Raw genomic sequence first — 23808 nt, forward strand, 5'->3', positions numbered from 1 at the left:
GACGGGAGCATCGTTGTCCGCGATGCTCGGAGAGTGACTCCAATCATTCCTAACCTCAGCGGCCGTCCGTGTGAGGATCTGTGCCGGAACGCTTCAGACAACAGCGCCGCAGCAGCAGCACGCTCCGGCGTCGTTATTCGTCAACTCACGGTTAATGCGGAACTTCGCGCGTGCGTTGATATGTTCGATGCCATTTGGCAACCCGGAGACCGCGCATCAGTCATCAGTATGGAGGTGTTGCAGGCGCTCACGACATCCGGCAGTTATGTTGCCGGAGCCTTCAGTGAAGGCCACCTGCTAGGGGCATGCGTCGGATTCTGGGGTCCGCCGGACAGCCGTACGATGTACAGCCACGTTGCGGGCGTCGCCGCTGACGCGCGCGGCCGGAATCTGGGGTTTGCCTTGAAACTCAACCAGCGCGCCTGGGCCTTGGCCCAAGGGGTAGATATGATTTCGTGGACTTTTGACCCGCTTGTGCGCAGGAACGCGCACTTCAACGTCAGCAAACTCGGTGGGCGCTCCCGGACTTACTTGGTCAACCACTATGGGTCCATGCGGGATGCGATCAACTCTGGTGACGAGTCCGACAGGCTGCTCCTTGAATGGGAGCTCTCAAGTTCGAGAACCGTCCGCTGTTGCTCGGCTCCTTCGACCGGCGTGACGAGTTCATCGATTCCTCTTGCCTTGTGGCAGGATGCGGCCGGCGGCCCGGTGGTAACAGATGTACTTGCTCCGAAAGTCGCGGTTGCCGTCCCAGCCGACATTGAGGACACGCGGCGACGAGATCCCCAGCTAGCCTCGATGTGGCGGTTCGCAGTACGGGACGTATTGGGCGGTCTGTTGGATTCCGGTGGTCGGATCGAAGGCTTTGACCGAGACAAGGGATATATCGTGAATACTGGAGAACTGTCGTGAAAATACAAAGTGTTGAGCTCGTCCGGATCCAGTTGCCGCTGGTAGCCCCCTTTCGAACATCGTTTGCCGTTCAGACTGTGCGGGACGCCTTGCTGGTGCGTGTTCGAACCCCAGAAGCCGAGGGCTGGGGCGAATGCGTTGCAATGTCTGATCCTCTTTACTCGTCGGAATACGTCGACGCAGCCGAGCATGTCCTAGCCAAGTACCTCGTGCCAGACCTGATGACCATGCAGGATGTGACTGCAAATCTTGTTGGGCCGCAACTGGCGAAATACAGGGGGCATCGCATGGCCAAGGCCGCCATCGAAATGGCGGTCATGGACGCGGAATTGCGCGGCCAGGGCGTTTCTTTCGCACAAAGCCTCGGAGCCGTGAAGGACCATGTCCTCAGCGGCGTCTCGGTGGGGATAATGGACTCGATCCCTGAACTCCTTGATACGGTCGGGCGGTATCTGGGCGAGGGCTATGCGCGAATCAAGTTGAAGATCGAGCCTGGCTGGGACATCGACCCCGTCCGCGCCGTCCGCGAGCGGTTTGGTGATGACATCCTTTTGCAGGTAGATGCAAATACGGCTTACACACTCGGGGATGCCAGCCAGCTGGCCAAGCTGGATTCGTTCGGGCTGCTCCTTATTGAGCAACCGCTGGAGGAAGAAGACCTGCTCGGGCACGCTCAGTTGGCAACCCGGATCAGAACTCCCATTTGCCTCGATGAGTCCATCGTCTCGGCCCGCTCCGCGGCGGACGCGATCACCCTCGGTGCATGCCAGATCGTGAACATTAAACCGGGCCGTGTAGGAGGTTACCTCGAAGCGCGTCGGATCCACGACGTCTGCGCGGCCCACGGTGTGCCGGTCTGGTGTGGGGGCATGCTTGAGACCGGTCTGGGCCGGGCCGCTAATCTCGCCCTTGCTGCAATGCCCGGGTTTACCCTGCCGGGAGACGTTTCGGCATCTGATCGTTTCTTCAAAACTGACATTACCGAACCATTCGTTCTCCAGAACGGCGGTCTCCGTGTGCCGTCAGGGCCGGGACTTGGGGTGACGCCCTCAGAGGAATTGCTTCGCGAAGTGGCGACGGGCTCCACGGAAGTGGGTCGCTAGCACGAAGCCCTGGGTAATACGACATATCACGTCCCGAAGATTGGTAGAATCATACCAATGGGTTTCGGCTGATTCCCGTAATCTTCAAAGGGTGCTGACTCCAATGTCGTTGAAACCTCGCGCTAGTCTGTCCCGGGTCGTCGATGACCTCGGCGATACGCTCCTGGAGGTCATCGCCGGCGACGTCGGGAAGGCGACCAACATCGCCGGCGTCGTCATCCACGACACTGCCGACGATGGCGCCATGCCATCCCAAGCCGTCGTTCTGGGTGTGGGCATTCACGATGCCGCCCGCATCAACGAGTTGCTTTTCGAGCTTGGCCGGCTTGGCGCAGCGGCGTTGATCATCCGCGCCCCAGTCGATGACACGCCTGAGGTGCTCCGAGCTGTCCGTAGGTCCGGCGTGGTCCTTCTTGCCCTCGCTAAGGGGGCCTCATGGTTGCAACTTGCAGCGATGCTTCGCAACATCCTGGCTGAGAATGATGTCGGCGACGAGGCGGCCAGCACACTTGGTGGGATGCCCTCTGGGGATCTGTTTGCTTTGGCCAACGCAATCGCGGCGCTGCTCGATGCACCGGTGACGATAGAGGACCGCAGCTTCAACGTCCTCGCCTATTCAAGTGGACAGGACGCCGCCGACGCCTCGCGCGTGGAGACAATCCTGGGCCGCCGGGTCCCCGAGCGGCTGACGAAGGCGCTGGAAAGTTCAGGCTCCATCGCAGCCCTATACAGGAGCGACCGTGAAATCTATCTTCAGCGGGAGGCGCTCGACTTCGATGAGAAGGTCATGCTCCGGGTCGCCGTGGCGGTACGGGCCGGGGATGAGATCCTAGGCTCGATTTGGGCCGCAGTCCCACAGCATCTGAATGAGGAACGTACACGCGCTTTCTTGGACGCCGCCAAACTCGTTGCCCTGCACATGCTGCGAATGCGCGCCGGTGCGGACGTCAAACGCCGGTTGCGAGCCGACCTGGTTGCAACAGCCCTCGAAGGTGGGCCCGGGTCCCCGGACGCCTTGGGCCGGCTGGGACTATTTGGACATGCGGTGGCCGTGGTCGCACTGGGTGTCCTATCCGAGAACTCTGACGCGGCGGACCCCGTTTCGCACTCTCGCTTCGTCGCTGAGCGGCAACGATTGTCAGATGCCCTCGCCGTACATCTCGGGGCAGTGGCTCCACGATCGGCCGTTACTCTGATAGGTGACGTCACCTATGGGCTTCTGCCCTTCTCCCCCGCTGTCAATGATGGGGAGGATCGCGCGAAACGCATTCTGACCAGTTTCTTCGGACGGCTTGGATCCAAGGTGCCGGCGGTCGTCGGTGTGGGGTCCGTCGCCAAGGACGCCAGCAGCCTTATCCAATCGCGCACAGGTGCCGACCGAGCACTACGTGTCATGCTCGACCGGGCAGAGCCGGGGGCGGTCGCGGCCATTCGTGAGGTCCAGATTGGAGCACTCCTCCTGGAACTCGGCGACATGGCCCTGGCCCGAGGCGACCAGCTCAGCGGACCGATCGCCAGACTCGAGGACTACGACGCTGAGCACAACGGCCGCTTGCTCGAAACACTCGAATGCTGGTTGAACGCATTCGGGGACGTCGCGGAAGCTGCGGCAGCTGCCTTCGTCCACACGAATACATTCCGATACCGGCTGAAGCGGGTCGCGGAGGTGGGCCAGATCGATCTGGCGTCCACCAACGATCGCTTCGAAGCCATGCTCCAGATCCGCCTTATGGCGAAGTCCCACGTCAAGGACTAACGCTCTCTGAAGCATCCGTGCCACCGTATCGCGCTCCTGTCCATCAGCCGGGAGCCGTTACGGACGTTTGCGGACGGCGTCATTCGTGTGGAGTCTGAGGGTCCACCTATGAGCTGGTTTGGTGATGAGCCAGGGATTCCGTGGCCAAGCCTAGTTCGCTAGGGCCGCCACGGCAGCCGGGTGTAATTGGTATAAAGGGACGAACTCTTGGCCCGGCTCCTGTTCTATCATCCAGTTCCTGACGGCCGCGGATAGTTCATGATGGGTGAGACAGTTCACACGAAGGCGATAGGAGCCTGCAATGACAGTGGTCACTTCATCATTGGGGGGGTTGCAGCGGCGGCGGGTTCCGCAGCTCGCTTTCGCCGCCCGCAGGGCCACCCGGTTCCTCGTTTCGTTGTGGGTACTGATGACGGCTGCCTTTCTGATGATCCACCTCATTCCAGGCGATCCCGTACGTCTTGCACTTGGCCGAAGCGCCCCAGCGGAAATAGTTGCATTGCGACGAGCCGAACTCGGTCTCGATGACCCTTTGCCCGTCCAGTACTTCCACTATTTTAAGAGCACCTTCTCCGGCGACTTCGGTACGTCCATGATCACCGGCTCACCGGTCTCGGACGTCATCAGCACCCGACTTCCCGCAACGCTCGCACTGGTCCTGAGTGCCTTCGTCTTGATCGTCTTAGTGACGATTCCCCTCGGAACGCTCGCGGCGATTCTGACCCGGGGCGGCCGGCGACCCCGCGTCGAATTGGGCTTCGTATCGAGCACCGTCACCATCGCCGCTGTTCCCTCGTTTCTAACGGCAACCGTTCTGATTTCGGTCTTCGCCGTGGGGCTCGGCTGGCTCCCCGCAGCCGGATGGGACGGAGTACCCTCAATGGTCTTACCCGCCATCGCGCTTGCCGCGGCGCCTATCGCCGTCCTCGCCCGCGTGCTGCGCGTCGAACTCCTGGCCGTCCTCGACAAAGACTTCATACGCACAGCCCGCGCGAAGCGTCTTCGTCAAGCGCATATCTACCTCAGACACGCACTGCCAAACGCTTGCACAGCGACTCTGACGCTTGCCGGCCTCATTTTTTCCAGCATGGTCGCAGGAACCGTGCTGATTGAAAACGTGTTCGCCTGGCCGGGGCTTGGATCAACCATCGTCTCGGCAATACAGCAGAGGGACTATCCGCTTGTCCAGGCGATAGTGCTTATGTTCGGCGGAATCGTCCTCGTTACCAACCTTGTGGTCGACGGCCTGCTGACCCTGTTGGATCCACGATCACTGATAAAAGGAGCATGAGGATGGCATCCTCAGAAGTAACCTCTTCGCCCTGGCGTTCACTCGTCCGCAGCCCGCTGGGCGCGGTTTCACTCATATTGCTGGGGGCATTCTTCATCCTGGCGGTCTTCGCCCCGGTTTGGCTTGGTGATCTTGCCGGACAGCAGGATATCGGGGCGATCCAGCAAGGCCCCTCCGCCGAGCACATCTTCGGCACCGACGCCCTCGGCCGGGATCTGTTGATGCGAACGCTTGTAGCGGCCCGCCTATCCATTTTCCTGGCGCTCCTGGCGACATTCATCGGGGTTATCTTTGGCCTGATTTTAGGCCTGGCGCCTTCGGTGCTGCCCCGCCGGTTGGGTCGCCTGATCGTTTCCTCCATAGACATCGCGGTCGCTTTTCCGCCCCTGCTTCTCGCCCTCTTCTTCGCCATTATCTTCGGCGTGGGGATGACCGGCGCGGTACTGGCGATCGCTGCGGCGATCGCGCCCGGTTTCGCGCGCCTCTCACACACTTTGGCGACATCCGTGGAGGGCCTGGATTTCGTAGCAGCAGCCAGAGTCTCCGGAGTCGGGCGCTTCGGGGCCCTTTCCCGGCATGTTCTCCCGAATATTGGTGACCCTCTGGTCGTCAACATGACAATGATCGCCGGTGACGCCTTGCTGGCGTTCGCGTCGTTGTCCTTCCTGGGAATCGGCGTCCAAGCACCCGAGTACGACTGGGGCCGGATCTTCAACGAGGGCCTGGCCCTGTTATACGTCAACCCCATGGCCGCCCTTGGGCCAGGCCTGGCCATACTTCTGGCCGGTCTTGCCTTCAACCTCCTGGGAGAAGCCGCGGCGCAGGTCATCGGGGGGCGCACCAAACGATTTACGCCTCATCCACACCGAAAGGAACTCGCGGCCCCCTCGCCCGTTGCTGCCGAACCCGACAAGAGCCTGACCGTGCGGATCTCGAATCTCCGGGTCGCGCTGCCCCAACGAGACGGGTGGCTGTGGCCAGTGCGCGGCGTAAGCTTTTCAATCCGCCAAGGTGAGTCTGTGGGACTCGTCGGCGAATCCGGATCAGGCAAGAGCATGACGGCCATGGCACTATCGCAACTGATCGAGGAACCCATTCGCGTCACGGCCGATGCTTTGGAGTTCTCGGGAACTTCGCTGAAGGATTGCAGTCCAAGGGTCCAACGGGCATTGCTGGGCACACGGCTGGCGGTCGTCTTCCAGGACCCCATGACCTCCTTCAACCCGTCCCAACGCATGGGCAAACAACTCGCGGAAGTCTCCCGCGAGCACGCTGGCCTCTCGCGCCGTAAAGCGTGGGACCGGGCCGTCAGCAGGCTCGGAGCAGTCAAGATCAATCAACCGGAAGAGCGGGCTTCGCAGTACCCGCACCAGTTCTCCGGAGGAATGCGGCAGCGCGCCATGATTGCGATGGGTCTCATGGGCGAGCCCACCACGATCGTGGCCGACGAACCCACCACTGCGCTGGATGTCACTGTCCAGCAGCAGATCCTGAATCTGCTGGAAGAGGCGAAAGCAGCACGGGAAGCCTCGCTCCTCCTGATCTCGCACGACATAGATCTAGTCGCTGGCCACTGTGATCGGGTAATGGTCATGTATGCAGGTCGCGTGATCGAAGATCTACCCGCGGCGGATCTGGCCGCCCAATCCAGGCACCCATACACCCGTGGCCTCCAGGCCTCAGTGCCGAACTTTACAACTGACAGGGAGCAGCCGCTTCCGGTTATTCCCGGCAGGCCTCCCCGCTTGACCGAAGTAGGTGCGGGCTGCGCGTTCGCCCCCCGGTGCATCAACGCCACCGAGAAGTGTTGGCAGACGGACCCGGATCTTGCCCCGATCGGGCCCCAGCACCGCGTCGCGTGCTGGAACCCCGTCGACGTCGAAAGCAGCTCCTATGAACACGACCTTGTAAGGCTGAGTGAGACCCGATGACTTCTCTTCAGTTCGAGAACGTAAGTCTCCGCTATGGCGATGCCAAGTCTAGTCCGGCCATCGTCTCCTCGACCAGTCTGACGGTGCCGTTTGGCCGGATCGTGGGACTTGTCGGTGAGTCCGGTTCGGGTAAGTCGACTCTGGCAAAAGCAGCGGTGGGCCTCGTTGAGCCGTTTGAGGGTCGAGTGACCCTCAGCGGGGTGGACATCCTGGCACTGCCCCGGGGTGCGCGACCGGTACACATGGTATTTCAAGACCCGTTCTCCTCGCTTAACCCAAGAATGAGCGTGGGGAGCTCGATCGCCGAAGCCATCCCCCGTGCGGTCAGGCAGAAGACCGAGCGAATGGTTGAGGTTCAGCGACTGCTCGAACTTGTCCAGCTGGATCCCAGGCAGGCCTACGCGCTTCCGCACGAAATGTCAGGGGGACAACGCCAACGCGTGGCCCTCGCTCGTGCACTAGCGGGCAAGCCAAACGTAATCGTGGCCGACGAAATGACATCAGCCCTTGACGTGTCCGTGCAAGGCGCGATGCTCAACCTCATCAAAGAACTGAGAGCATCCCTCGACCTCGGCATTCTGTTCATATCGCACGATCTGGCAGTCGTGCGATACGTCTGCGATGACGTGGCGGTCATGCATGAAGGCACTCTCGTCGAACACGGCGTTGTTGACGACATCATCAACAAACCCCAGCACCCCTACACACAGGCCCTGCTCGCCGCTTCCCGGCGGGGTCCCAGACCTACGGTAACCAGGTAGAGAACATGTACACAGAGATCAGGAACACGCAAACGTACGGCACCGACGCAGAGGATGGCATGACGCAGACAACGTCTCCGTCCCTGGAAAGAAGATGAAGAACTTCCTTACCAGCACCTCAAAACGCACACAAGAAAGTGAAGTCCGAAACAGTTGCTGCCGGGCCGGCCATCTCGTGCAGGCCGAACGGCCTTGCTGAGAAGAGTCGGACACTCCCATCGGCATCGAGATGGTAGCAAGTACAAGGCGGCCCGTGTGCGCCGACGCACACGATGCCGGTTGGTGGATCCAGACAAGAACCTCAACGATACGTCGGTCAAAGCGACTAAGTATCGGCACCCGGGCGGCAATAGTGTTGCGTCAATTCCCCGGAACCCAACCACAAGATTCGGAGTACCAAGTGAAGAAGATAACCGCTGTCGCGGCTATGGGCTGCATCGCCCTGCTAGCGTCTGCCTGTACCGGTCCGTCGGTAAGCAGTGAGGGCGACGCACTCTTGAATGGACAGACGTTCTCCATGGCTCTCTCGGGCGACCCAGGGACGCTTGATCCGTCCCTGTCCGTTTTGAGTGGCGCAATCCAGATGAACCGATTCCTCTACGACACTCTCACAACGATCAACGCAAGCGGCCAGGAAGAACCCTACCTCGCCGAGAAATGGGAAGCCACCACGACAAAAGCCACATTCACCCTTCGAAAAGGCATCACGTGCAGTGACGGCACGGCGCTGAAAGCTTCGACGGTGGCCAAGAACTTCGACTTCATCGGCGATGAGAAGAATGCGTCCCCGTTTCTAGGGTTAGCCGTTCAGCCCGGCACCACAGCCGTCGGAGACGACACGTCTGGAATCGTTACGGTGACCAGTGGTTCCCCTGACCCGTTCCTGGTGAGAAATCTCAGCCTGGTCGCAATCGTTTGTGACAAAGGCTTGGCCAACAGGCAATCATTGCAGGCAGGTGCGGACGGCACCGGGATGTTCACTCTGACAAAGACTGCTGCCAATGATCGCTACACGCTCACACGGCGCAGCGATTACACCTGGGGCCCGGGGGATTGGAACCCCAAGCAGGACGGACTCCCCGACACCGTCACCATACGGATCATCGAGAATGAGGGCACGGCGGCAAACCTGCTGATGTCAGGAGAGCTTAACGCGGCTCGTATCAGCGGTGCTGACTCCGCACGTCTCAATTCGGCGAAATTGTTCAAAACCACCTTTCCGTTAGAGGCCGGTCAGATGTTCTTCAACGAGGCCACGGGACGCGCTGCGCAGGACGAAGCAGTGAGAAAAGCACTCGTCGCCGGAGTCAACCTCGATGATCTTCGCAACGTGATCACCGGAGGCGCTGGCTCCCGAAGCAAGGGCCTGATCCTGGCCGAACCGCAGGTCTGCCCCGGAGACCACACGGACGGAGTTTTTCCAACCTTCAATCCCGAAACCGCGAAGGCTGAACTGGATGGCGCGGGCTGGGTCGAAAGCCCTGACAAAGTTCGGACGAAGGACGGAAAGACGCTTACTCTCAAGGTTCTCTACCCCGCCTCGGCAGGGGCCCAAATGGCGGCCGCGATGGAACTGGTACAGACCTCGTGGAAGACGCTGGGCATGGACGTACAGCTCGTTGCAGCCAGCGACGCGCAGATCGGGCAAGTTCTCGATGAGACCGGTGACTGGGACGTCTCCTTTGTCAGTCTCGGGTTGCTTGTGCCGAGTCAATGGGTTCCATTCGTCTCGGGACCGGCGAGCCCGAATGGCTTCAATAGCGGCAGCGTAGACAACGCTGACTACGTAAAATACGCCGACAGCGCCCGAAACAAGTTGGGAGCGGACGGATGTTCAGACTGGAATGAAGCAGAAAATGCTCTCTACAAACGCGTTGACGTCGTACCGTTTGCACAGAAGGACGTCCCCTGGTTCGGTAAGAAGGCCACGTTCGACTTGGAGGTTGGTCACCTTGAGCCATCGTCAATTCGGATGCGAGCAAACTGACTTCATACGTGGATAGCGATCCGGTAAACGGAGATTGGAGGTGGGCGATGGGGCCGGGTCTAACAGGAAGTACATCCTTAGAGGGAGAGAGGGTTGGGCAGCCACGCGGAAGCGGAAACGCGCTACGAGATCTCGACCTCCCAGTGATGCTCTTAAGCGACGATGCGGTGCGCTCGAACGTAGTCCTTATGGCGGAGTACTGCAGCTCACGAGGCGTCATGTTGGCTCCGCACGCCAAGACCTCGATGACGTCGTACATCTCGGACCTCCAGGTAGACGCCGGTGCCTGGGGCCTTACGGCAGCGTCGATCGTCCAGGCGCGGGGCCTCTACGCCATGGGACACCGCCGGATCCTGATGGCCAACGTTCTCGTGGAGGACCGGGGGATTAGCTGGGTCGCGGACCATTTTCTGGGTGAGACAGAAGAAGCCTCGGATTTTCTTCTCTACGTTGACTCCATGGCAGGTCTTCGCATTCTGGAGGCCCACCTTGCTGTTCGGGAGCCTGCCAAGCGGTTGGGGGTGCTCGTGGAACTCGGCTACGCCGGCGGACGTACAGGTGCCCGCTCGGTTGAGGCCGCCCGGGAGCTGGCGCGTAGGACGGCGTCCTCGCCCTGGCTTGAATTGCGGGGAGTGGCTGGCTACGAGGGACTGATGCCGCGGTGTGGAGGTTCGAAACCCCCGGGGCTGGAAAAGTACCTCAGGTCGCTACACCGAACGCTCACGGAGTTTCATCGGGAGCAGCTGTTTGATCGAGTGCCGATCATCACTGCCGGGGGAAGTTCGTTCTTCGACAGCGTGGTGGCAGAGCTGGCTCCTACGCGGTTCGGCTTTCCAGTTGAGACGATTCTTCGAAGCGGCTGCTACGCCACGCACGATCACGGGCTGTACCAGGAGACATCGCCACTCGACGGGAGGCTAAAGGACGGTGGCGACCGGTTCACGCCCGCCCTTGAACTTGTCGCTGTCGTCTGGTCGCGTCCGGAGCCAGAACTTGTCATTGCTGGTTTCGGACGCCGTGACGTACCGACCGATGAGCGCCTTCCCGTGGTCCTCGGCAGATTCTCTTCCGATGGCGTTCTTCACGTCGAGGCGGGCGCTGAGGTGATAGGAGTCAACGATCAGCACGCTTTCGTCTCGGTCAACCCTGATTCATCACTCAAGCCAGGCGACCTCATTAGTCTCGGCATTAGCCATCCATGTGGCGCCTTCGATCGATGGCGTGCGCTCCCTATTGTTGACGCGGCACGGAACATCCTCTCAACGGCCGCGCCGCAGCTCTAAGTAGATGTGATAGACGGTGCCCGTCCTGCAGCCTCCGGGCATCTAAGCTTTCATGTAATGAAAACCCCTTCCCACCGTTGCTTTCGGTGGTGGAGGCCGTCGTTCTCTATTAGAAACGCTGGGGGCTGGTCCAAGACTGTACGACAATGCGATCCGAACAACAAGCGTTCTAAAAAGGGTCGCGACGGGGCTGAGCTAGCGGTCCTCGCGCATGGCGCCAACCGAGCCAGCCTGCAGAACGTGTAGATAGTCTTCGTCCAACTCCTGCGTCCGTCTGCCCCAGAGGATGGTGCCGCCTCAGTCACTGCGTCACCTCGGACTCATTCAGAGCCGCCCACACATTTCTGCTCCAAGCCCGGTGCAGGGCTCCTTTCCAGCTCACTGCAGGGCCTTGGCAGGCGCAGCACGAAGACGCGCCAACAAGCAGGCCTGACCGGCCGAGGGGTGCACTTTGTAAGGTAATTGACCAAACCTACCGTTCTTCTGTACAGCTTGTGCAGCCATATTGTGAAGGAGGAACAATGGAAATCCCACAGCGTGCGGGACTCGAAAATTTCCCACCCTATCGGCAGGGCAAGGGGCCCCGGAGCGCCAGCGGGCGAAAGCCGTTTAAGCTCTCTTCGAATGAGAATCCGTACCCACCCTTGCCGTCGGTGGGTGCTGCTGTCATGGACGCGCTGCCGAGCATCAACCTATACCCGGATATGACCGCGATAGAACTTACCCGGAACATAGCCGAGCGCTGGGGCGTTTCCCCGGAGAACGTAGGACTTGGCGCCGGTTCCGTGGAAGTGGCCTCACAGCTCATCCACGCAGTCACTAATCCGGGAGACCTCGTGATGTTCGCCTGGCGCTCTTTCGAAGCCTATCCGCTTCTTGCTACTGCGGCAGGGGCCTCACCGCAACCGATCGCCCTCGCCGCGGACGGTAGCCATGATCTTGCTGCTATGGCCCAGGCGGTAACTCCAAAGACCAGAGTGATTTTCCTGTGCAACCCGAACAACCCCAACGGTGCCGTGTTGGAGGCTGAAGCTGTCGAAGCCTTCATCGAATCAATTCCCTCAGACACTGTCGTTGTGCTGGACGAGGCCTACATCCAGTTCAACTGTGCTCCCGACACCGCAGTCGGGATCGACCTATTCCGCAAGTACGCGAACGTGGCTGTCTTGCATACATTCTCTAAGGCATACGGGCTGGCAGGGTTGCGGATTGGATATGCCATCGCCGCCCCAGAATTGATTGTCAACCTGCGAAAGGTAGCTGTGCCTTTTGCCGTGACAGCCCTCGCTCAACAGGCGGCCATAGCTTCGTTGCGCGCAGAATCAGAGCTACAGGTACGTGTCGAAATCCTGATATCCGAGCGTAGACGGGTTCGCGCCGCACTGCTGGACCTCGGACTTCCAGTCCTTCCGTCCGAGGCCAACTTCCTGTGGATAGACAGCGGTGAACACACTGACGCTCTCGCGCAGCTCTTTGAGGACAACTCAGTGTCAATCCGCGCTTTTCCCGGAGAAGGAATTCGCATCACCATAGGAACACCCGAAGGCAACGACAGAATTCTGGAGGTGGCAGCACAAGCGGCCTTCCTCTTTGGGCACTCGGCCCGGACGTTAAGGAACTGAAATGTCAAAGTACCAGAACGTATCTGACGTCGTTGCGGATGTCTGCGCGCGGCACACCAAGGCAATATTCGGCCTCATGGGCAATGGGAATGCCTTTTTCATCAGCAATCTAACCCGCCGGGGGGTGCCTTACATCAGCGCCCGGCACGAGGCGGGGACAGTTGCCATGGCAGACGCCTACTACCGAGCATCCGGCCTGATCTCCGTGGCCACAGTGACCTACGGAGCCGGCTTCACCAACTCCTTGACGGCCCTGACCGAGGCAGCCAAAGCGCAGACACCGATGGTGGTCGTTGTCGGTGAAGCCCCGACGACCGGCGCCCGGCCGTGGGACATTGATCAACTGATGGTCGCGCAAGGCCTGGGTGTACTAACCCTCACAGTCTCAGCAGGGAACGCAGAACGCATCGCCGAAGAGGCCTGGTCCACTGCCCGACGCGAGCGCTGCCCTGTTGTCCTGTCGATTCCCTATGACGTTTCCAGCCAGGTAGCCGGTCGTCAGGAGCCAGCAGCAGCGGAAGCAGCGGCATCCCCATCAGCACCTGATGACGTGGTGGTTCAACGAATCGCGGCAAAGCTCACGGAAGCAAAGCGCCCCTTGATTCTGGCCGGGCACGGCGCCGTCGTCTCCGGGGCGGGGCCAAGACTGGTGGAGCTCGGGGACAGTATTGGAGCGTTCTTCGCGACCTCCGTCAGGGCAAGCAACTACCTCGATTCTCCTTGGAACTTGGGCATAGCGGGTGGGTTCGCGAAAGCTGGACCATTGGACCTCATGCGTACGGCAGACGTCGTACTGGTGGCCGGGGCCAGCCTCAATGCCTTCCAGACGCGCTACGGCTCACTGTTTGCAGAAGACGCCGAGGTAATCCAAATAGACGAACTTGAGGAGGCCACAAACTCTCGCGTCACGTGCTTCGTTCAGGCGGATGTAGCGGTAGTTGCGCAGTCGCTAGCCGAAGTCATCTCGCCGCTTTCTGATGGATGGCGCACCCGCCACCCCGAAGCGGTCACCGATGCATTCTCGCGATCCGAGGGCGCCGAGGAATTCGCAGGGGACGGCCGGCTGAACCCGCGTGCTGTTGCACAGCATTTGGATACGCTTCTTCCGGCCCAGCGCACCATTGTCCAGGACGGCGGTCACTTCTGCGGCTGGGTCCCTATGTATTGCCAGGCCCCGGATCCTGAGGGTCTGATGATGGTCGGAACTGCCTTCCAGTCCATAGGCCTAGGGCTCCCAGCTGCCGTCGGGGCGGCCGTGGCACGACCTGACCGGATCACCGTCCTGATCTCGGGTGATGGCGGCGCCCTGATGGCACTGGCTGATCTCGATTCAGCAGTTCGAGCCATTCCAAGCGGGGTGATGGTGGTCTTCAACGACGCAGCCTACGGCGCTGAAATCCACCAGTATGCAGCTCGCGGCCTGGATGACACAGCCATGCAGATTGAGGAAGTCGACTTTAGCGCCGTTGGCCGCGCAATGGGTGCCGAAGGCGTGAAGATGCGGGCACTGGCTGACCTCCAGTATCTCAGCGAGTGGCTGGCCGACGGCGCGAAAGGTCTCTTCATCCTCGATGTTGCGATCTCACAGAGCGAGGTAGCGGAATACATGCAGGAGAGTATGGCCTCCGTCTTGGCCTTGGAGACGGACATAGCCTAGGTTCTCGGCCGGCACCTGTAAAACGGAGCATCACGTGTTAGGGAACAGTAGCTTCCCAAGACCGAACATGGAGAACCAGGACAAGCAGATGATCACCACAATAGAGCCAGGACGTATCTATCACGTAACAGGCGGCGACCCGGACGGCATTCAGAACGACCTCACAGCCGCGGTCAACGCCCTCATAGAACAAGGCATCAATGACGGTCGGCACGGAATCCAGGTGACAAGGCACGACAGTGCATTCTTCGTTGTCGCACTCAACGCAGACGTTCCCTACGGACTGATACGCGAGCATGCCACCAAGACCAATCGGATTTGAGGGCCACCGGGACGCATCTGGCTGTACTGGAGCACGTTGATCCGCCGCACGTCGCACCATTTCCGTGCACTCTCGATGACTGTCGCCAGCGCATCGGATTTCAGCAGCTTGCCGCTTTCATGCCGGATGCGCGCTTGGATCGCGGCTTCGATGATCCGGGCACCAGGTCTTCCCGGCTTCCTGCAAGGATCGCGCCGTCGCCGCTGTAAGCGCTGGTCACCTCAACGGCCAATTGGCCATTATCGATCTGTTGACCATCGCTAGAGACCTCGCCCTGGATGCGAGGTCGCCGCTGCTGATGACGTCGATTTCGTCGCATTGCTCATCGGACTGATCTCCCGGATGATCGGGTTGAGGCTCAGGGGCACCGGGGTAGGGGGTTCTAGATGTCAGGAATTGACCCGGGGGCGACATGAACTCTCCACGAACCATTACCCGTCAGCCCTTGTTCCATCACACGAAATCGAGCGTTGAAACGTGTGCTGAAGGACGAACTCATGAGCCGCCGCCTTTGTAGTATGGGAACGGAGTCCATGTTTCCTCCGTCGCCGGGCACCGGCGCACACCTGGATGAACGCTCCAACGCGCCCCTGCTGCCGCAGGTCACAATGTTTACTCCTCCATCCTTTCGAGAGAGGCTCCAAGTGCTTTCAGATGCGGTACCGTCAGCGGCTCTTCCAAATGACCTGTTGAAGACGCCCCAGTGGCAGCGGCGGCTTGATTCGCTCGCCTCAAAGCATCACGTCCCCGGCGCGCAGATCGGGGTTATCTCTCTCGCGTCGGACGAAAACGTGGACGCTCGAGTCCTCGCAACGGGGGTGACTAGCCAGGCTACAGGAGTCGACGTCACCGACGAGACTCTGTTCCAGTATGGGTCGATCAGCAAGGTCTGGACTGCAACCCTGATCATGCAGCTCATCGACGAAGACAAACTGAGCCTGGACACACGCGTAGTAGAGGTGTTGCCGGAATTCAGACTTTCGACAGCCGAGTACGCCGATCAGGTCACCGTTCGACACCTGCTGACACACACGAGCGGGATCGAAGGGGATTTGGCTACTGATACCGGAGACGGCGACGATTGCATCGAGCGATATGTCGCTGGCCTTTCCAGCAGTGTCAGTATCACAGCCCCTGGCGGGCACCTGAGCTACTGCAATTCCGGATTCGTGGTAGCCGGACGGATCATTGAGGTGCTGCGGGGGAAGGCCTGGGATGACGTGCTCGTCGACCATATCTATCAGCCGCTGGGGCTTGCCCACGTTATCACTCGGGCAAAGGAGGCCCCCCTGTTCCGGACCGCTGTCGGACACCTGGTAAGCCCTGACCAGAAAGTGGTGCCCACCAGTCGATGGATGATCCCGCGGTCCATGGGTCCGGCCGGCATAATCACCGGATCGGTCGGAGATCTGCTTGTCTTTGCTGCCGCGCATTTGCGCGATGGCCTGGGACTGAACAATGTCCGCATACTTTCGCCGGAGTCATCTCGGATGATGCGTGAACAGCAGGTTTCGCTGCGAGCGGTTTCCTCGACTGAAATCGGCTGGGGCCTTGGATGGTGCTTGGACGACTGGGGCGCTGAAACCTCCGCCACTCACGACGGGGGGACGATCGGTCAGATTTCCGACCTTCACATCTTTCCGCAGTCCATGTTGGCCATCGCAATACTCACGAACTCCAGCGGCGGCGGCGCCTTCATCAAGGAGTTGGAGGAACTGATCGGGTCCGAGCTGGGCCTTACGATGCCCCGGCCAAAACTCTCGGCCGACGTTGATCAGTTCGATATCACTGCGATGGCCGGCACATACTCAAACAACCTGTCCACCTATCGCCTCGAGCGTGACAGCGACGGCGTCAGTCGCCTTACGATGCGAATGGCGTCCTTGACCGGAGACCCCGATCGCGGAGCCCAGATCGTAACCCCCCTCGGCACCAATCGGTTTCTCGTCGGTACCGAAGGAGACCAGATTGAGATTGCCCACCTCCGGGATTCAGACCGCGAATATCTCTACGCCGGCCGGTTGCTTCAACGTGAAGCCGAAGAAGGATCAGATCTGGCGACCGCACCCCCTGCCGGTTGACCGACGCCACGACGCTGGGCCCCGGTGTGCCGCACCAGATATCTCCGTACGCGACGACAAGTCCCGGACGGTCCGCGGCTGGGCATTTGCGTGAGCTGGCCAGCTAACAATTTGCGCGCCAATTTCCCGACCTCATCAGAGTCATCCAGGACGACGAATGGCGTGCGAAGAAAAGGTAGAGATAGATCAATTCGACCGATCTGTTTCCCGCCAGTATGGTTCCAACAATATTCCTTGATGCTACGAACAGGAAGCGATTAATGATGCAGGAACCAATTGGATACTTCCTCGAAAGAGTGCCGGGCGAACTTCGTTCGAGCCCACCCCGCGTGCTTCTCATGACGCAGGAACACAAATCCCCTTCCAGTACCAGAGGCCTTCGCTGCGGGCGACAAATCGCGAAACGCAGCCTCGTCGAGTGCATCGCCGCCTATGGCCCAGTCTGGCCCCGAGAGTCCCTGGGGCGCCCGCCCTTCTCACCTGCCCCGGCCGACACGTGCACCACGGGATGATGGACTTGGACCGCCCAACCGCTGATAACGTCCGGCACGGCGTAAGTGCTTCGGAGAGCCACGACATCGTCCTGACCGGGGGCCGTGTGATCGACCCAGAGACGGGGCTGGACGGTATTCGAAACGTTGGCATTACCAAGGGATCTATCACTGCGGTCACCCACGACACCCTTCGCGGTATCAAATTGATTGACGCAACCGGCCTAGTTATTGCTCCGGGTTGGATCGACCTGCACAGTCACGCACAATCCGTCGCCGGTGGACGATTACAGGCTCGAGACGGCGTCACAACCGCCCTGGACCTCGAGGGCGGCCTTTCCGGGGTCGCCGCCCACTATGAACGTGCAGCAAACGAAGGCCGGGCAATCAACTACGGCTACTCAACCTCGTGGCAGCAAGCGAGGATGGCCGAAGTGGCCGGCCTAACTACCGGCGAGCTGGTGGACGTTCTGACCCACTTTGGGAACCCCGCCTGGAAAGCCACCGCCTCCCCGCGTCAAATCAGTGCCATGGTGGCGCGGCTCGGCCAGGATCTCGACGACGGCGCTATTGGTCTCGGGCTCCTCATCGGATACGCCCCCCGTGTCGACTCCTCGGAGTACCTCAGGATGGCCCAGCTTGCGGCGGACACCGGAACGGCAACCTTCACCCACGCGAGGGACCTCGTCGAGGACGTGCCGGACGCGGTAATTGACGGCGCCGAAGAGATTGTCCATGCAGCGCAGGAAACAGGAGCGCGATCCCACTATTGCCACATCAACAGCACGTCGTTGTGGCATATCGACCGCGTGCACCAACTGATTGAGCGCGCTCAAACTGAGATAACGACCGAGGCCTACCCTTACGGTGCCGGTGCCACGTCCATCAGCGCGGACTTCCTTTCCCCAGAACGCTTGCACGAGCGCCGTCTCACACCACAATCCATCGTGTACACGCCCACAGGCCAGCGTGTCACGGACGACATTATGCTGGCGGAACTCCAGCAAAACGATCCAGGAGCGGTTGCGATTGTTCATTATCTGAACGAGGCCGCGCCACTGGACCAAGCGGTACTCGACCGAGCGCTGCTCTTCCCCGGCACAGTCATAGGCTCGGACGCCATGCCCTTGATCTGGCCAGAAGTGCGACGGGATCCATATGCATGGCCTCCGTCGGGCGTGACAGTTCACCCCAGAGGGGCTGGTACCTTCTCCCGATTCCTCCGGCGCTACGTGCGCGAGCTGGGCTCCATTTCGCTCACCGAAGCCGTCAGCCGTTGCAGTCTGGGCCCGGCAAGGGTGCTCGAATCGTTCGTCCCGGCGATGCGCCGCAAAGGCAGAGTCCAGCCGGGTTGTGATGCCGATTTGGTGGTATTCAACCCAGAAGTTGTCACCGACCGGGCGACCTACGGTGCCGGTACTCTGCCCTCTACCGGGTACGCCTACGTGTTAGTGGGGGGCGAGGTCCTGGTCGAGCACGACCGGCTGCGCCTTGATGTTCTCCCCGGACGCCCCGTGAAGGCCAACGGCCGAGTATAAGGGTGAAGCCGGGACAGCCATGACTCACCGCGGCAACGGACCTGCTTGGCTTCCCCGACCGAATGACCAACGAACGTGGCATCTCACCAACTCCTGAGTGCATTGCACCTTTGCATAGCCCACGAGCTTCTCCTACAGAAGGCAACCGATCAGATACTCCATAGCCGGGTGCCCTTTCGCCGTCGTTGTCGCAGGCCTCCTATTCAAAGGCCTGCGCGGAGTTTTCCGCTGGCCACGGCCAGTGCGGAAGGAAGATGACCTGCAGGGTTTCGAGGCTGAAGGGTTCATTCGCGATGAAGAGGGACGGCAGAGACTCGGGCAGGTCACCTTTGTCCCCGACTGTTGGGACTGCCAGTGAAGCCAGCAAAGTGATCACGGTGATGACCGCGATCGCGACCAGCGGTGCCGGAAGAATCTTGATCAGCTTCGGCACGCCGGACACCATGCACCTTCCCCATGCCAAGAACTACAAGCGGGTAGACCAACCAAGGGACCGCTATCAATTAGGGGACCTGAGACATGAAGGTCAGGGTCGCCAAGCCGTTGACGAACACAAATTCGCATATAGAACACCATGCATGGTGATCGATACCCACAGTGAAGTGAGGAAAGCCCGTGCAGTTCCACCACCACGGATATGTATCCGGTGATCCGCGGGTTCAACCCGCCGCCGGTGTTGGCATCAACCGGCCCGCAGAGCTTCCCGACGAAATAGACGTGCTCATCGTTGGCACGGGACCTGCCGGCATGATTGCGGCAGCACAGCTGTCCCAGTTCCCGAACGTCACCACGAGGATCGTGGAGCGCCGCCCAGGGAGGCTCGCCATCGGCCAGGCCGATGGCATCCAGGCCCGGAGCGTTGAGACATTCCAGGCCTTTGGCTTCGCCGAGCGGATCATCGCGGAGGCCTACGCGATAACCGAAATGGCATTCTGGAAGCCTGACGTCTCGGACCCCTCACGCATCATCCGGACCGCCCGTACCCCGGATGACCCGGCGGGCATCAGCGAGTTCCCGCACCTCATCGTCAACCAGGCCCGCGTGCTCGACTACTTCGCCGAATACATGGCCAACGCGCCCACCCGCATGTCGCCCGACTACGGCTACGAGTTCCTTTCCCTCAGCGTCACGGATGGGGAGGAGTACCCCGTCACGGTGACGCTGCTGCATACGTCCGGACCCAACGAAGGCCAGGAACGCATCGTCCGGGCAAAGTACGTCGTCGGAGCCGATGGGGCCCGCAGCAAAGTACGGCAGGCAATCGGCTGCACCCTCGCTGGTGACGCCGCCAATCATGCCTGGGGCGTCATGGACGCTCTCGCCGTCACCGACTTCCCGGATATCCGCACCAAGTGCGCTATCCAGTCCGGCTCGGGTGGCAGCATCCTGCTGATCCCGCGCGAAGGGGGCCATCTCTTCCGCATGTATGTTGACCTCGGCGAAGTGGATCCCAACGACAAGGGCGCTGTGCGCAACACCACCATCGAGGAAATTATCCAGAAGGCCAACGACATCCTCCACCCTTACACCCTGGACGTGCGCGACGTTGCGTGGCACAGCGTCTATGAGGTGGGTCACCGGCTTACCGACCGGTTCGACGATGTCCTGCCCGACCAGCGCGGCACGCGCACGCCACGGGTGTTCATCACCGGCGACGCCTGCCACACGCACAGCGCCAAGGCCGGCCAAGGCATGAACGTCTCCATGCAGGACGGCTTCAACATCGCGTGGAAGCTGGGACACGTGCTTGAGGGCCGCAGCCCGGAAAGTCTGTTGTCCACCTACTCGGCGGAGCGCCAGGTCATTGCCAAGAACCTCATTGACTTCGATAAAGAGTGGTCCACTCTGATGGCGAAGAGGCCTGAGGAGTTCGAGGATCCTTCGGAGCTGGAGGACTTCTACGTCAGCACCGCCGAGTTCCCCGCCGGATTCATGACCCAGTACGCGCCGTCGGTACTTGTCTCTGGCGCGGATCACCAAGACCTGGCGACCGGCTTCCCGGTAGGCAAGCGATTCAAGTCCGCGCCCGTTGTCCGGGTCGGCGACACCAACCCGGTACAGCTCGGCCACCATGCCACGGCGGACGGCCGCTGGCGGATTTATGTCTTCGCGGACGCGACGCTTCCGGGGGCAACCTCGCCCACGGAACAGTTCGCGGAGTGGATCGCGAACTCGCCGGAATCGCCGCTGGCCGCGACGCCGGCGGGCGCCGATCCTGACGCGTGGTTCGATGTGAAGGTGATCTACCAGCAGGATCACCCAAGCATCGATTTCGGCGCCGTCCCCGCAGTGTTCAAACCCCAGGTTGGCCCGTTCAAGCTCACCGATTATGAGAAGGTTTACGCCACAGACCCCGCCGCGGACATCTTCGAACTGCGCGGCCTGGACCGGGCCGGTGCCGTCGTTGTGGTGCGGCCGGACCAGTACGTGGCGAACGTCCTCCCACTCACGGCAACCGCCGAACTGGGAGCGTTCTTCGCACCCCTCCTGCCGAACAAGCAGGCCATAGCGGTCCCATCGGCGACGCCGCAGGACGTGCCCGGCGCACAGTCATCCCTCGTCAGCAACGGAGCATAACGGCCAAGGCGGTTCTCCTGAGCCGGGCCCCCCTCCGGCAAGGCAACCAAAATTCCCGTGTGGGACTGCTCGTTCTGTCCTGTGGCCAAGGCGCCTTCTGCAGGTCCACGAAGAGGGGCCGAGCCAGGACGGCCAGGAGGAGAGCGGCGGTATCCCTGCTGTTAATGCGGCGACATTGCATGGTGGCAGGATCACGGCGGGCTGCCGGTCCGGGGATTGCCGGTGGGTCGTATCTGGGGACCCTTTCCGCGATCGGGTCTGGTTGCGCCGACAGAGATGGTAAGCACGGTGACACGGTGACGAAGACCTTTTCCAGTGGGATGGCAGCACGGGCGCTGGGCCTCCGTCAGCGGCCGCTCAAATAGATGTGCACTCCTCGGTCCTGTCACGGTTGCTGGCCCCGCACGGGGACATTGACCTTAAACGGATTTCACTGCTGTACCGCCCGATGAATTCCGCCCGCGCAGCTGCCGTGGTCGAGCGGGACCAGAACAACGCCAACGTCCGCATCACCTCCGGGACCCGGCCATCCGCCCGCGCCCTGGTCGACGCCCGCTCCGCTGTTCAAACTGCCCAGGAGGAAGCCCAGGGTGCCGGGCTGGTGAACTTCGGGATGGTCGTCACGGCCACCGTGACCGATAGGGGACGGCTCGCTGATGCCGTCGCGGCCATTGAACAGACCTCCGGTACTGCCCGGGTGCTGTTGCGCCGTGCCTACGGAGCGCAGGACACCGCGTTCGCGGCATCCCTCCCGCTGGGTCTGGTCTTGCCCAAGCACAGCCTGCTGCCTTCCGAAGTCAAGGATGCACTGTAATGGCCCGTCTGAAGATGTTCACGCGTTCCTCCAGGAAGGCAGCCGAGCCGGTCACGGCTGTACCGACGAAGGCTGAGCGCCGGCCGCGCGAGGCCGGGCCGGGCTCCCGTGGGTGGACGGGACGCGGCGGGGGAATGGCCGCTCTCGTCCCGTCCGTGACGGAGTACCGCGGAACGACAGTCCAGGTCTGCGGTCTGTGGCCGTTTCCTCCGGGGCGTCCTCGCCCATGACCGTGGCCGCGCCGTGGTCCTGGCGTCCGGTGCACCGGCCACGCTGGTCCGGACCATGCCCTGGTACACCGGCCCGCACAAGGAAGGTGTAGAGGCGTCCATCAAGACCTACAGCCCCCGTCCTGAGGAACCGGCTGTACCGGTGGCAGCTGAGCCGGTGGCAAATCCCTGGGTCACGACGTAGGAGGTTCTGAGATGAACAGCGATATCGGACGATTTAGCACAGCTCCCAGCACCAGCGAGACTGCGGCGCCTGCCGAAAGGCCGGCGGAAGAGCCGAAGCCTGCTGAACTGGTCTACGGCTCAGCCGAGGAGTTCCTGCACGAGCAGCTGCTGCCGACCTACGTCCGCGAAGTCGACGGCCGCTCCGCGAAATGGTGCATCGAGTGGCATTTCCACCCCGAAGCACTATCCCGCGTGGAAGCACTGTGGCGGGCCTGGGAACACCTCAGGCGGGACGGAGCCACGGGCATCAGTGTCTGGTGGAGAGATCACGCGGACCACCACATGAGCGTGCTCCTGGACCCCCGAGGCCCGTTCTACAAATGCGATATGCAAAAGCACCGGGACCCCGAACACCTTGAACCGAAGAAAGCCCCGGAAGGTTGGTTCCCTGACGTACGCCTAGAGGCTCCTCGGTAAGGTACATGCCAGCTGGCCCTCAGCCAAGCGCCTCGAAGCCGCCAGGGCAGGTCCTGTGAAGGACGTGGGCGGAGTCGCCTTCGTCCTCATGCGGGCGCCAGACCTGTAGCCTTCGGCCTTTCCACCAGCCATCGGTTGCATACGCCTTGTTTGGGCCAACCAGAGAATGGTTCCGTCCGAGGTTTCATTGTCGATCACACCCGTCCGGATTGGATGTCCGTTGAAGCGAATCTCGGCATATTGCCCACGATCGGCCGCCAAGCATGTTGAAGATCAGATTCATCATCGCTCAATACACGATGATGACGTCGAGGCGGCGGGGTCCGTGGACCCACCTACGTCCGCGACGTCGATGACAGAAGCGCCAAGTGGTGCATGGAATGGTACTTCCATCCCGAGGCCAGTCTCGCCTAGAGGCCCTATGGCGGGCCTGGGAACAGCGGCATCACGTGTTGGTGGCGTGACCACGCCGACCACAACACGCGCATCCTCCTGGATCCCCGCGGCCCCTTCTGCAACTGCGACAAATCCGGCCACCGAGACCCAGAACACCTGGAACCCAAGAAGGCGCCTGCCGGCTGGTTTCCCGATACGAGGCTGGGCCCTTCCTGACGGGCCCCGGAATCTTGGAGCCCGAGACCCTTGATGACTAGCGACAGCAGATTTCGCTTCATTTCTTGGTATCGACCGTGGATTTTCAGCCCATGGGAGAAGAAGTTTAGCCAGACGCTCTTGCAACGCGAGGGGTACGAGAGGCCTCGCCCGCGACCAAACAGCACTGCAAAAAACAGAGTTCGGCGGGGGTGC

Annotated in this window: 18 protein-coding genes and 1 pseudogene; 18 read left to right on the forward strand and 1 reads right to left on the reverse strand. The window is 61.1% G+C overall.

Translation table 11 applies throughout. The annotated features are described in order from the left end of the window. The 13 genes from ACZY0Q_RS19740 to ACZY0Q_RS19800 form a co-directional block, all read left to right on the forward strand. On the forward strand, nt 1–915 hold a 915-nt coding region (locus ACZY0Q_RS19740; protein WP_463919406.1), incomplete at its 5' end, for a hypothetical protein. Then, on the forward strand, nt 912–2018 hold the full coding sequence (gene menC / locus ACZY0Q_RS19745) for an o-succinylbenzoate synthase (protein ID WP_463919408.1): 1107 nt from the start codon (nt 912–914) through the stop codon (nt 2016–2018). The genes ACZY0Q_RS19740 and menC, both read left to right, overlap by 4 nt. A gap of 103 nt (nt 2019–2121) precedes the next feature. Then, nucleotides 2122–3774 carry a PucR family transcriptional regulator gene (locus ACZY0Q_RS19750; protein WP_463919410.1) on the forward strand — a complete coding sequence of 551 codons (1653 nt, stop codon included), beginning with the start codon at nt 2122–2124 and terminating at the stop codon, nt 3772–3774. 301 nt (nt 3775–4075) lie between these two features. Continuing rightward, nucleotides 4076–5065 carry an ABC transporter permease gene (locus ACZY0Q_RS19755; protein ID WP_463919411.1) on the forward strand — a complete coding sequence of 330 codons (990 nt, stop codon included), beginning with the start codon at nt 4076–4078 and terminating at the stop codon, nt 5063–5065. Nucleotides 5066–5067: 2 nt separating this feature from the next. Then, the gene (locus ACZY0Q_RS19760) at nt 5068–6996 is read left to right on the forward strand and encodes a dipeptide/oligopeptide/nickel ABC transporter permease/ATP-binding protein (protein WP_463919414.1); all 1929 of its coding nucleotides are present in this window, start codon (nt 5068–5070) and stop codon (nt 6994–6996) included. Beyond that, a complete protein-coding gene (locus tag ACZY0Q_RS19765; protein ID WP_463919415.1) occupies nt 6993–7757 on the forward strand; it encodes an ABC transporter ATP-binding protein in 765 nt (254 codons plus the stop codon). The genes ACZY0Q_RS19760 and ACZY0Q_RS19765 overlap by 4 nt, the downstream gene beginning before the upstream one ends. Nucleotides 7758–8157: 400 nt before the next feature. Beyond that, complete coding sequence (locus tag ACZY0Q_RS19770; RefSeq protein WP_463919416.1) at nt 8158–9744, forward strand: ABC transporter substrate-binding protein; 1587 nt, start codon at nt 8158–8160, stop codon at nt 9742–9744. A gap of 8 nt (nt 9745–9752) precedes the next feature. Next, nucleotides 9753–11027 carry a type III PLP-dependent enzyme domain-containing protein gene (locus tag ACZY0Q_RS19775; protein ID WP_463919419.1) on the forward strand — a complete coding sequence of 425 codons (1275 nt, stop codon included), beginning with the start codon at nt 9753–9755 and terminating at the stop codon, nt 11025–11027. A gap of 521 nt (nt 11028–11548) precedes the next feature. Continuing rightward, on the forward strand, nt 11549–12649 hold the full coding sequence (gene hisC / locus ACZY0Q_RS19780; protein WP_463919421.1) for a histidinol-phosphate transaminase: 1101 nt from the start codon (nt 11549–11551) through the stop codon (nt 12647–12649). A 1-nt stretch (nt 12650) separates the two neighbouring features. Then, nucleotides 12651–14306, forward strand: a complete 1656-nt coding sequence (locus ACZY0Q_RS19785) for a thiamine pyrophosphate-binding protein (protein WP_463919424.1) — start codon at nt 12651–12653, stop codon at nt 14304–14306. Between the two features lie 67 nt (nt 14307–14373). After that, nucleotides 14374–14628, forward strand: a complete 255-nt coding sequence (locus tag ACZY0Q_RS19790) for a hypothetical protein (RefSeq protein ID WP_463919426.1) — start codon at nt 14374–14376, stop codon at nt 14626–14628. Nucleotides 14629–15125: 497 nt separating this feature from the next. Next, nucleotides 15126–16709, forward strand: a complete 1584-nt coding sequence (locus tag ACZY0Q_RS19795) for a serine hydrolase domain-containing protein (protein ID WP_463919428.1) — start codon at nt 15126–15128, stop codon at nt 16707–16709. 517 nt (nt 16710–17226) lie between these two features. Continuing rightward, a complete protein-coding gene (locus tag ACZY0Q_RS19800) occupies nt 17227–18738 on the forward strand; it encodes an amidohydrolase family protein (RefSeq protein ID WP_463919430.1) in 1512 nt (503 codons plus the stop codon). Between the two features lie 199 nt (nt 18739–18937). On the opposite strand, the gene ACZY0Q_RS19805 is transcribed toward ACZY0Q_RS19800, so the two are convergent. Continuing rightward, nucleotides 18938–19171: a hypothetical protein gene (locus ACZY0Q_RS19805; protein ID WP_463919432.1), complete on the reverse strand. Its 234-nt coding sequence runs from the start codon at nt 19169–19171 to the stop codon at nt 18938–18940. Between the two features lie 182 nt (nt 19172–19353). On the opposite strand from ACZY0Q_RS19805, the gene ACZY0Q_RS19810 reads away from it, so the two are divergent. The 5 genes and pseudogenes from ACZY0Q_RS19810 to ACZY0Q_RS19830 form a co-directional block, all read left to right on the forward strand. Then, nucleotides 19354–21315, forward strand: coding sequence for an FAD-binding monooxygenase (locus ACZY0Q_RS19810; protein WP_463919434.1), 1962 nt, complete (start codon nt 19354–19356; stop codon nt 21313–21315). Nucleotides 21316–21682: 367 nt separating this feature from the next. Beyond that, nucleotides 21683–22129, forward strand: a complete 447-nt coding sequence (locus ACZY0Q_RS19815) for an SCO6880 family protein (RefSeq protein WP_463919435.1) — start codon at nt 21683–21685, stop codon at nt 22127–22129. Between the two features lie 243 nt (nt 22130–22372). After that, entirely contained in the window at nt 22373–22543 is a 171-nt protein-coding gene (locus ACZY0Q_RS19820; RefSeq protein ID WP_463919436.1) for a hypothetical protein, read from the forward strand. Between the two features lie 11 nt (nt 22544–22554). Further along, nucleotides 22555–23001 (forward strand): DUF4913 domain-containing protein, encoded by a 447-nt coding sequence (locus tag ACZY0Q_RS19825; protein WP_463919438.1) that lies wholly within the window; start codon nt 22555–22557, stop codon nt 22999–23001. A gap of 330 nt (nt 23002–23331) precedes the next feature. After that, nucleotides 23332–23613 (forward strand): annotated as a pseudogene (locus tag ACZY0Q_RS19830) (DUF4913 domain-containing protein); the annotation flags it as partial. Nucleotides 23614–23808: the final 195 nt, after the last annotated feature.

It is taken from the genome of Pseudarthrobacter lactosi, from assembly GCF_055412785.1.

Bases quoted from the DNA above. Each gene is read 5' to 3' on its own strand.
- ACZY0Q_RS19825 (WP_463919438.1), top strand. From the start codon at position 22,555: ATGAACAGCGATATCGGACGATTTAGCACAGCTCCCAGCACCAGCGAG.
- ACZY0Q_RS19785 (WP_463919424.1), top strand. From the start codon at position 12,651: ATGTCAAAGTACCAGAACGTATCTGACGTCGTTGCGGATGTCTGCGCG.
- ACZY0Q_RS19750 (WP_463919410.1), top strand. From the start codon at position 2,122: ATGTCGTTGAAACCTCGCGCTAGTCTGTCCCGGGTCGTCGATGACCTC.
- ACZY0Q_RS19765 (WP_463919415.1), top strand. From the start codon at position 6,993: ATGACTTCTCTTCAGTTCGAGAACGTAAGTCTCCGCTATGGCGATGCC.
- hisC (WP_463919421.1), top strand. From the start codon at position 11,549: ATGGAAATCCCACAGCGTGCGGGACTCGAAAATTTCCCACCCTATCGG.
- ACZY0Q_RS19760 (WP_463919414.1), top strand. From the start codon at position 5,068: ATGGCATCCTCAGAAGTAACCTCTTCGCCCTGGCGTTCACTCGTCCGC.
- ACZY0Q_RS19790 (WP_463919426.1), top strand. From the start codon at position 14,374: ATGGAGAACCAGGACAAGCAGATGATCACCACAATAGAGCCAGGACGT.
- ACZY0Q_RS19755 (WP_463919411.1), top strand. From the start codon at position 4,076: ATGACAGTGGTCACTTCATCATTGGGGGGGTTGCAGCGGCGGCGGGTT.
- ACZY0Q_RS19795 (WP_463919428.1), top strand. From the start codon at position 15,126: ATGAGCCGCCGCCTTTGTAGTATGGGAACGGAGTCCATGTTTCCTCCG.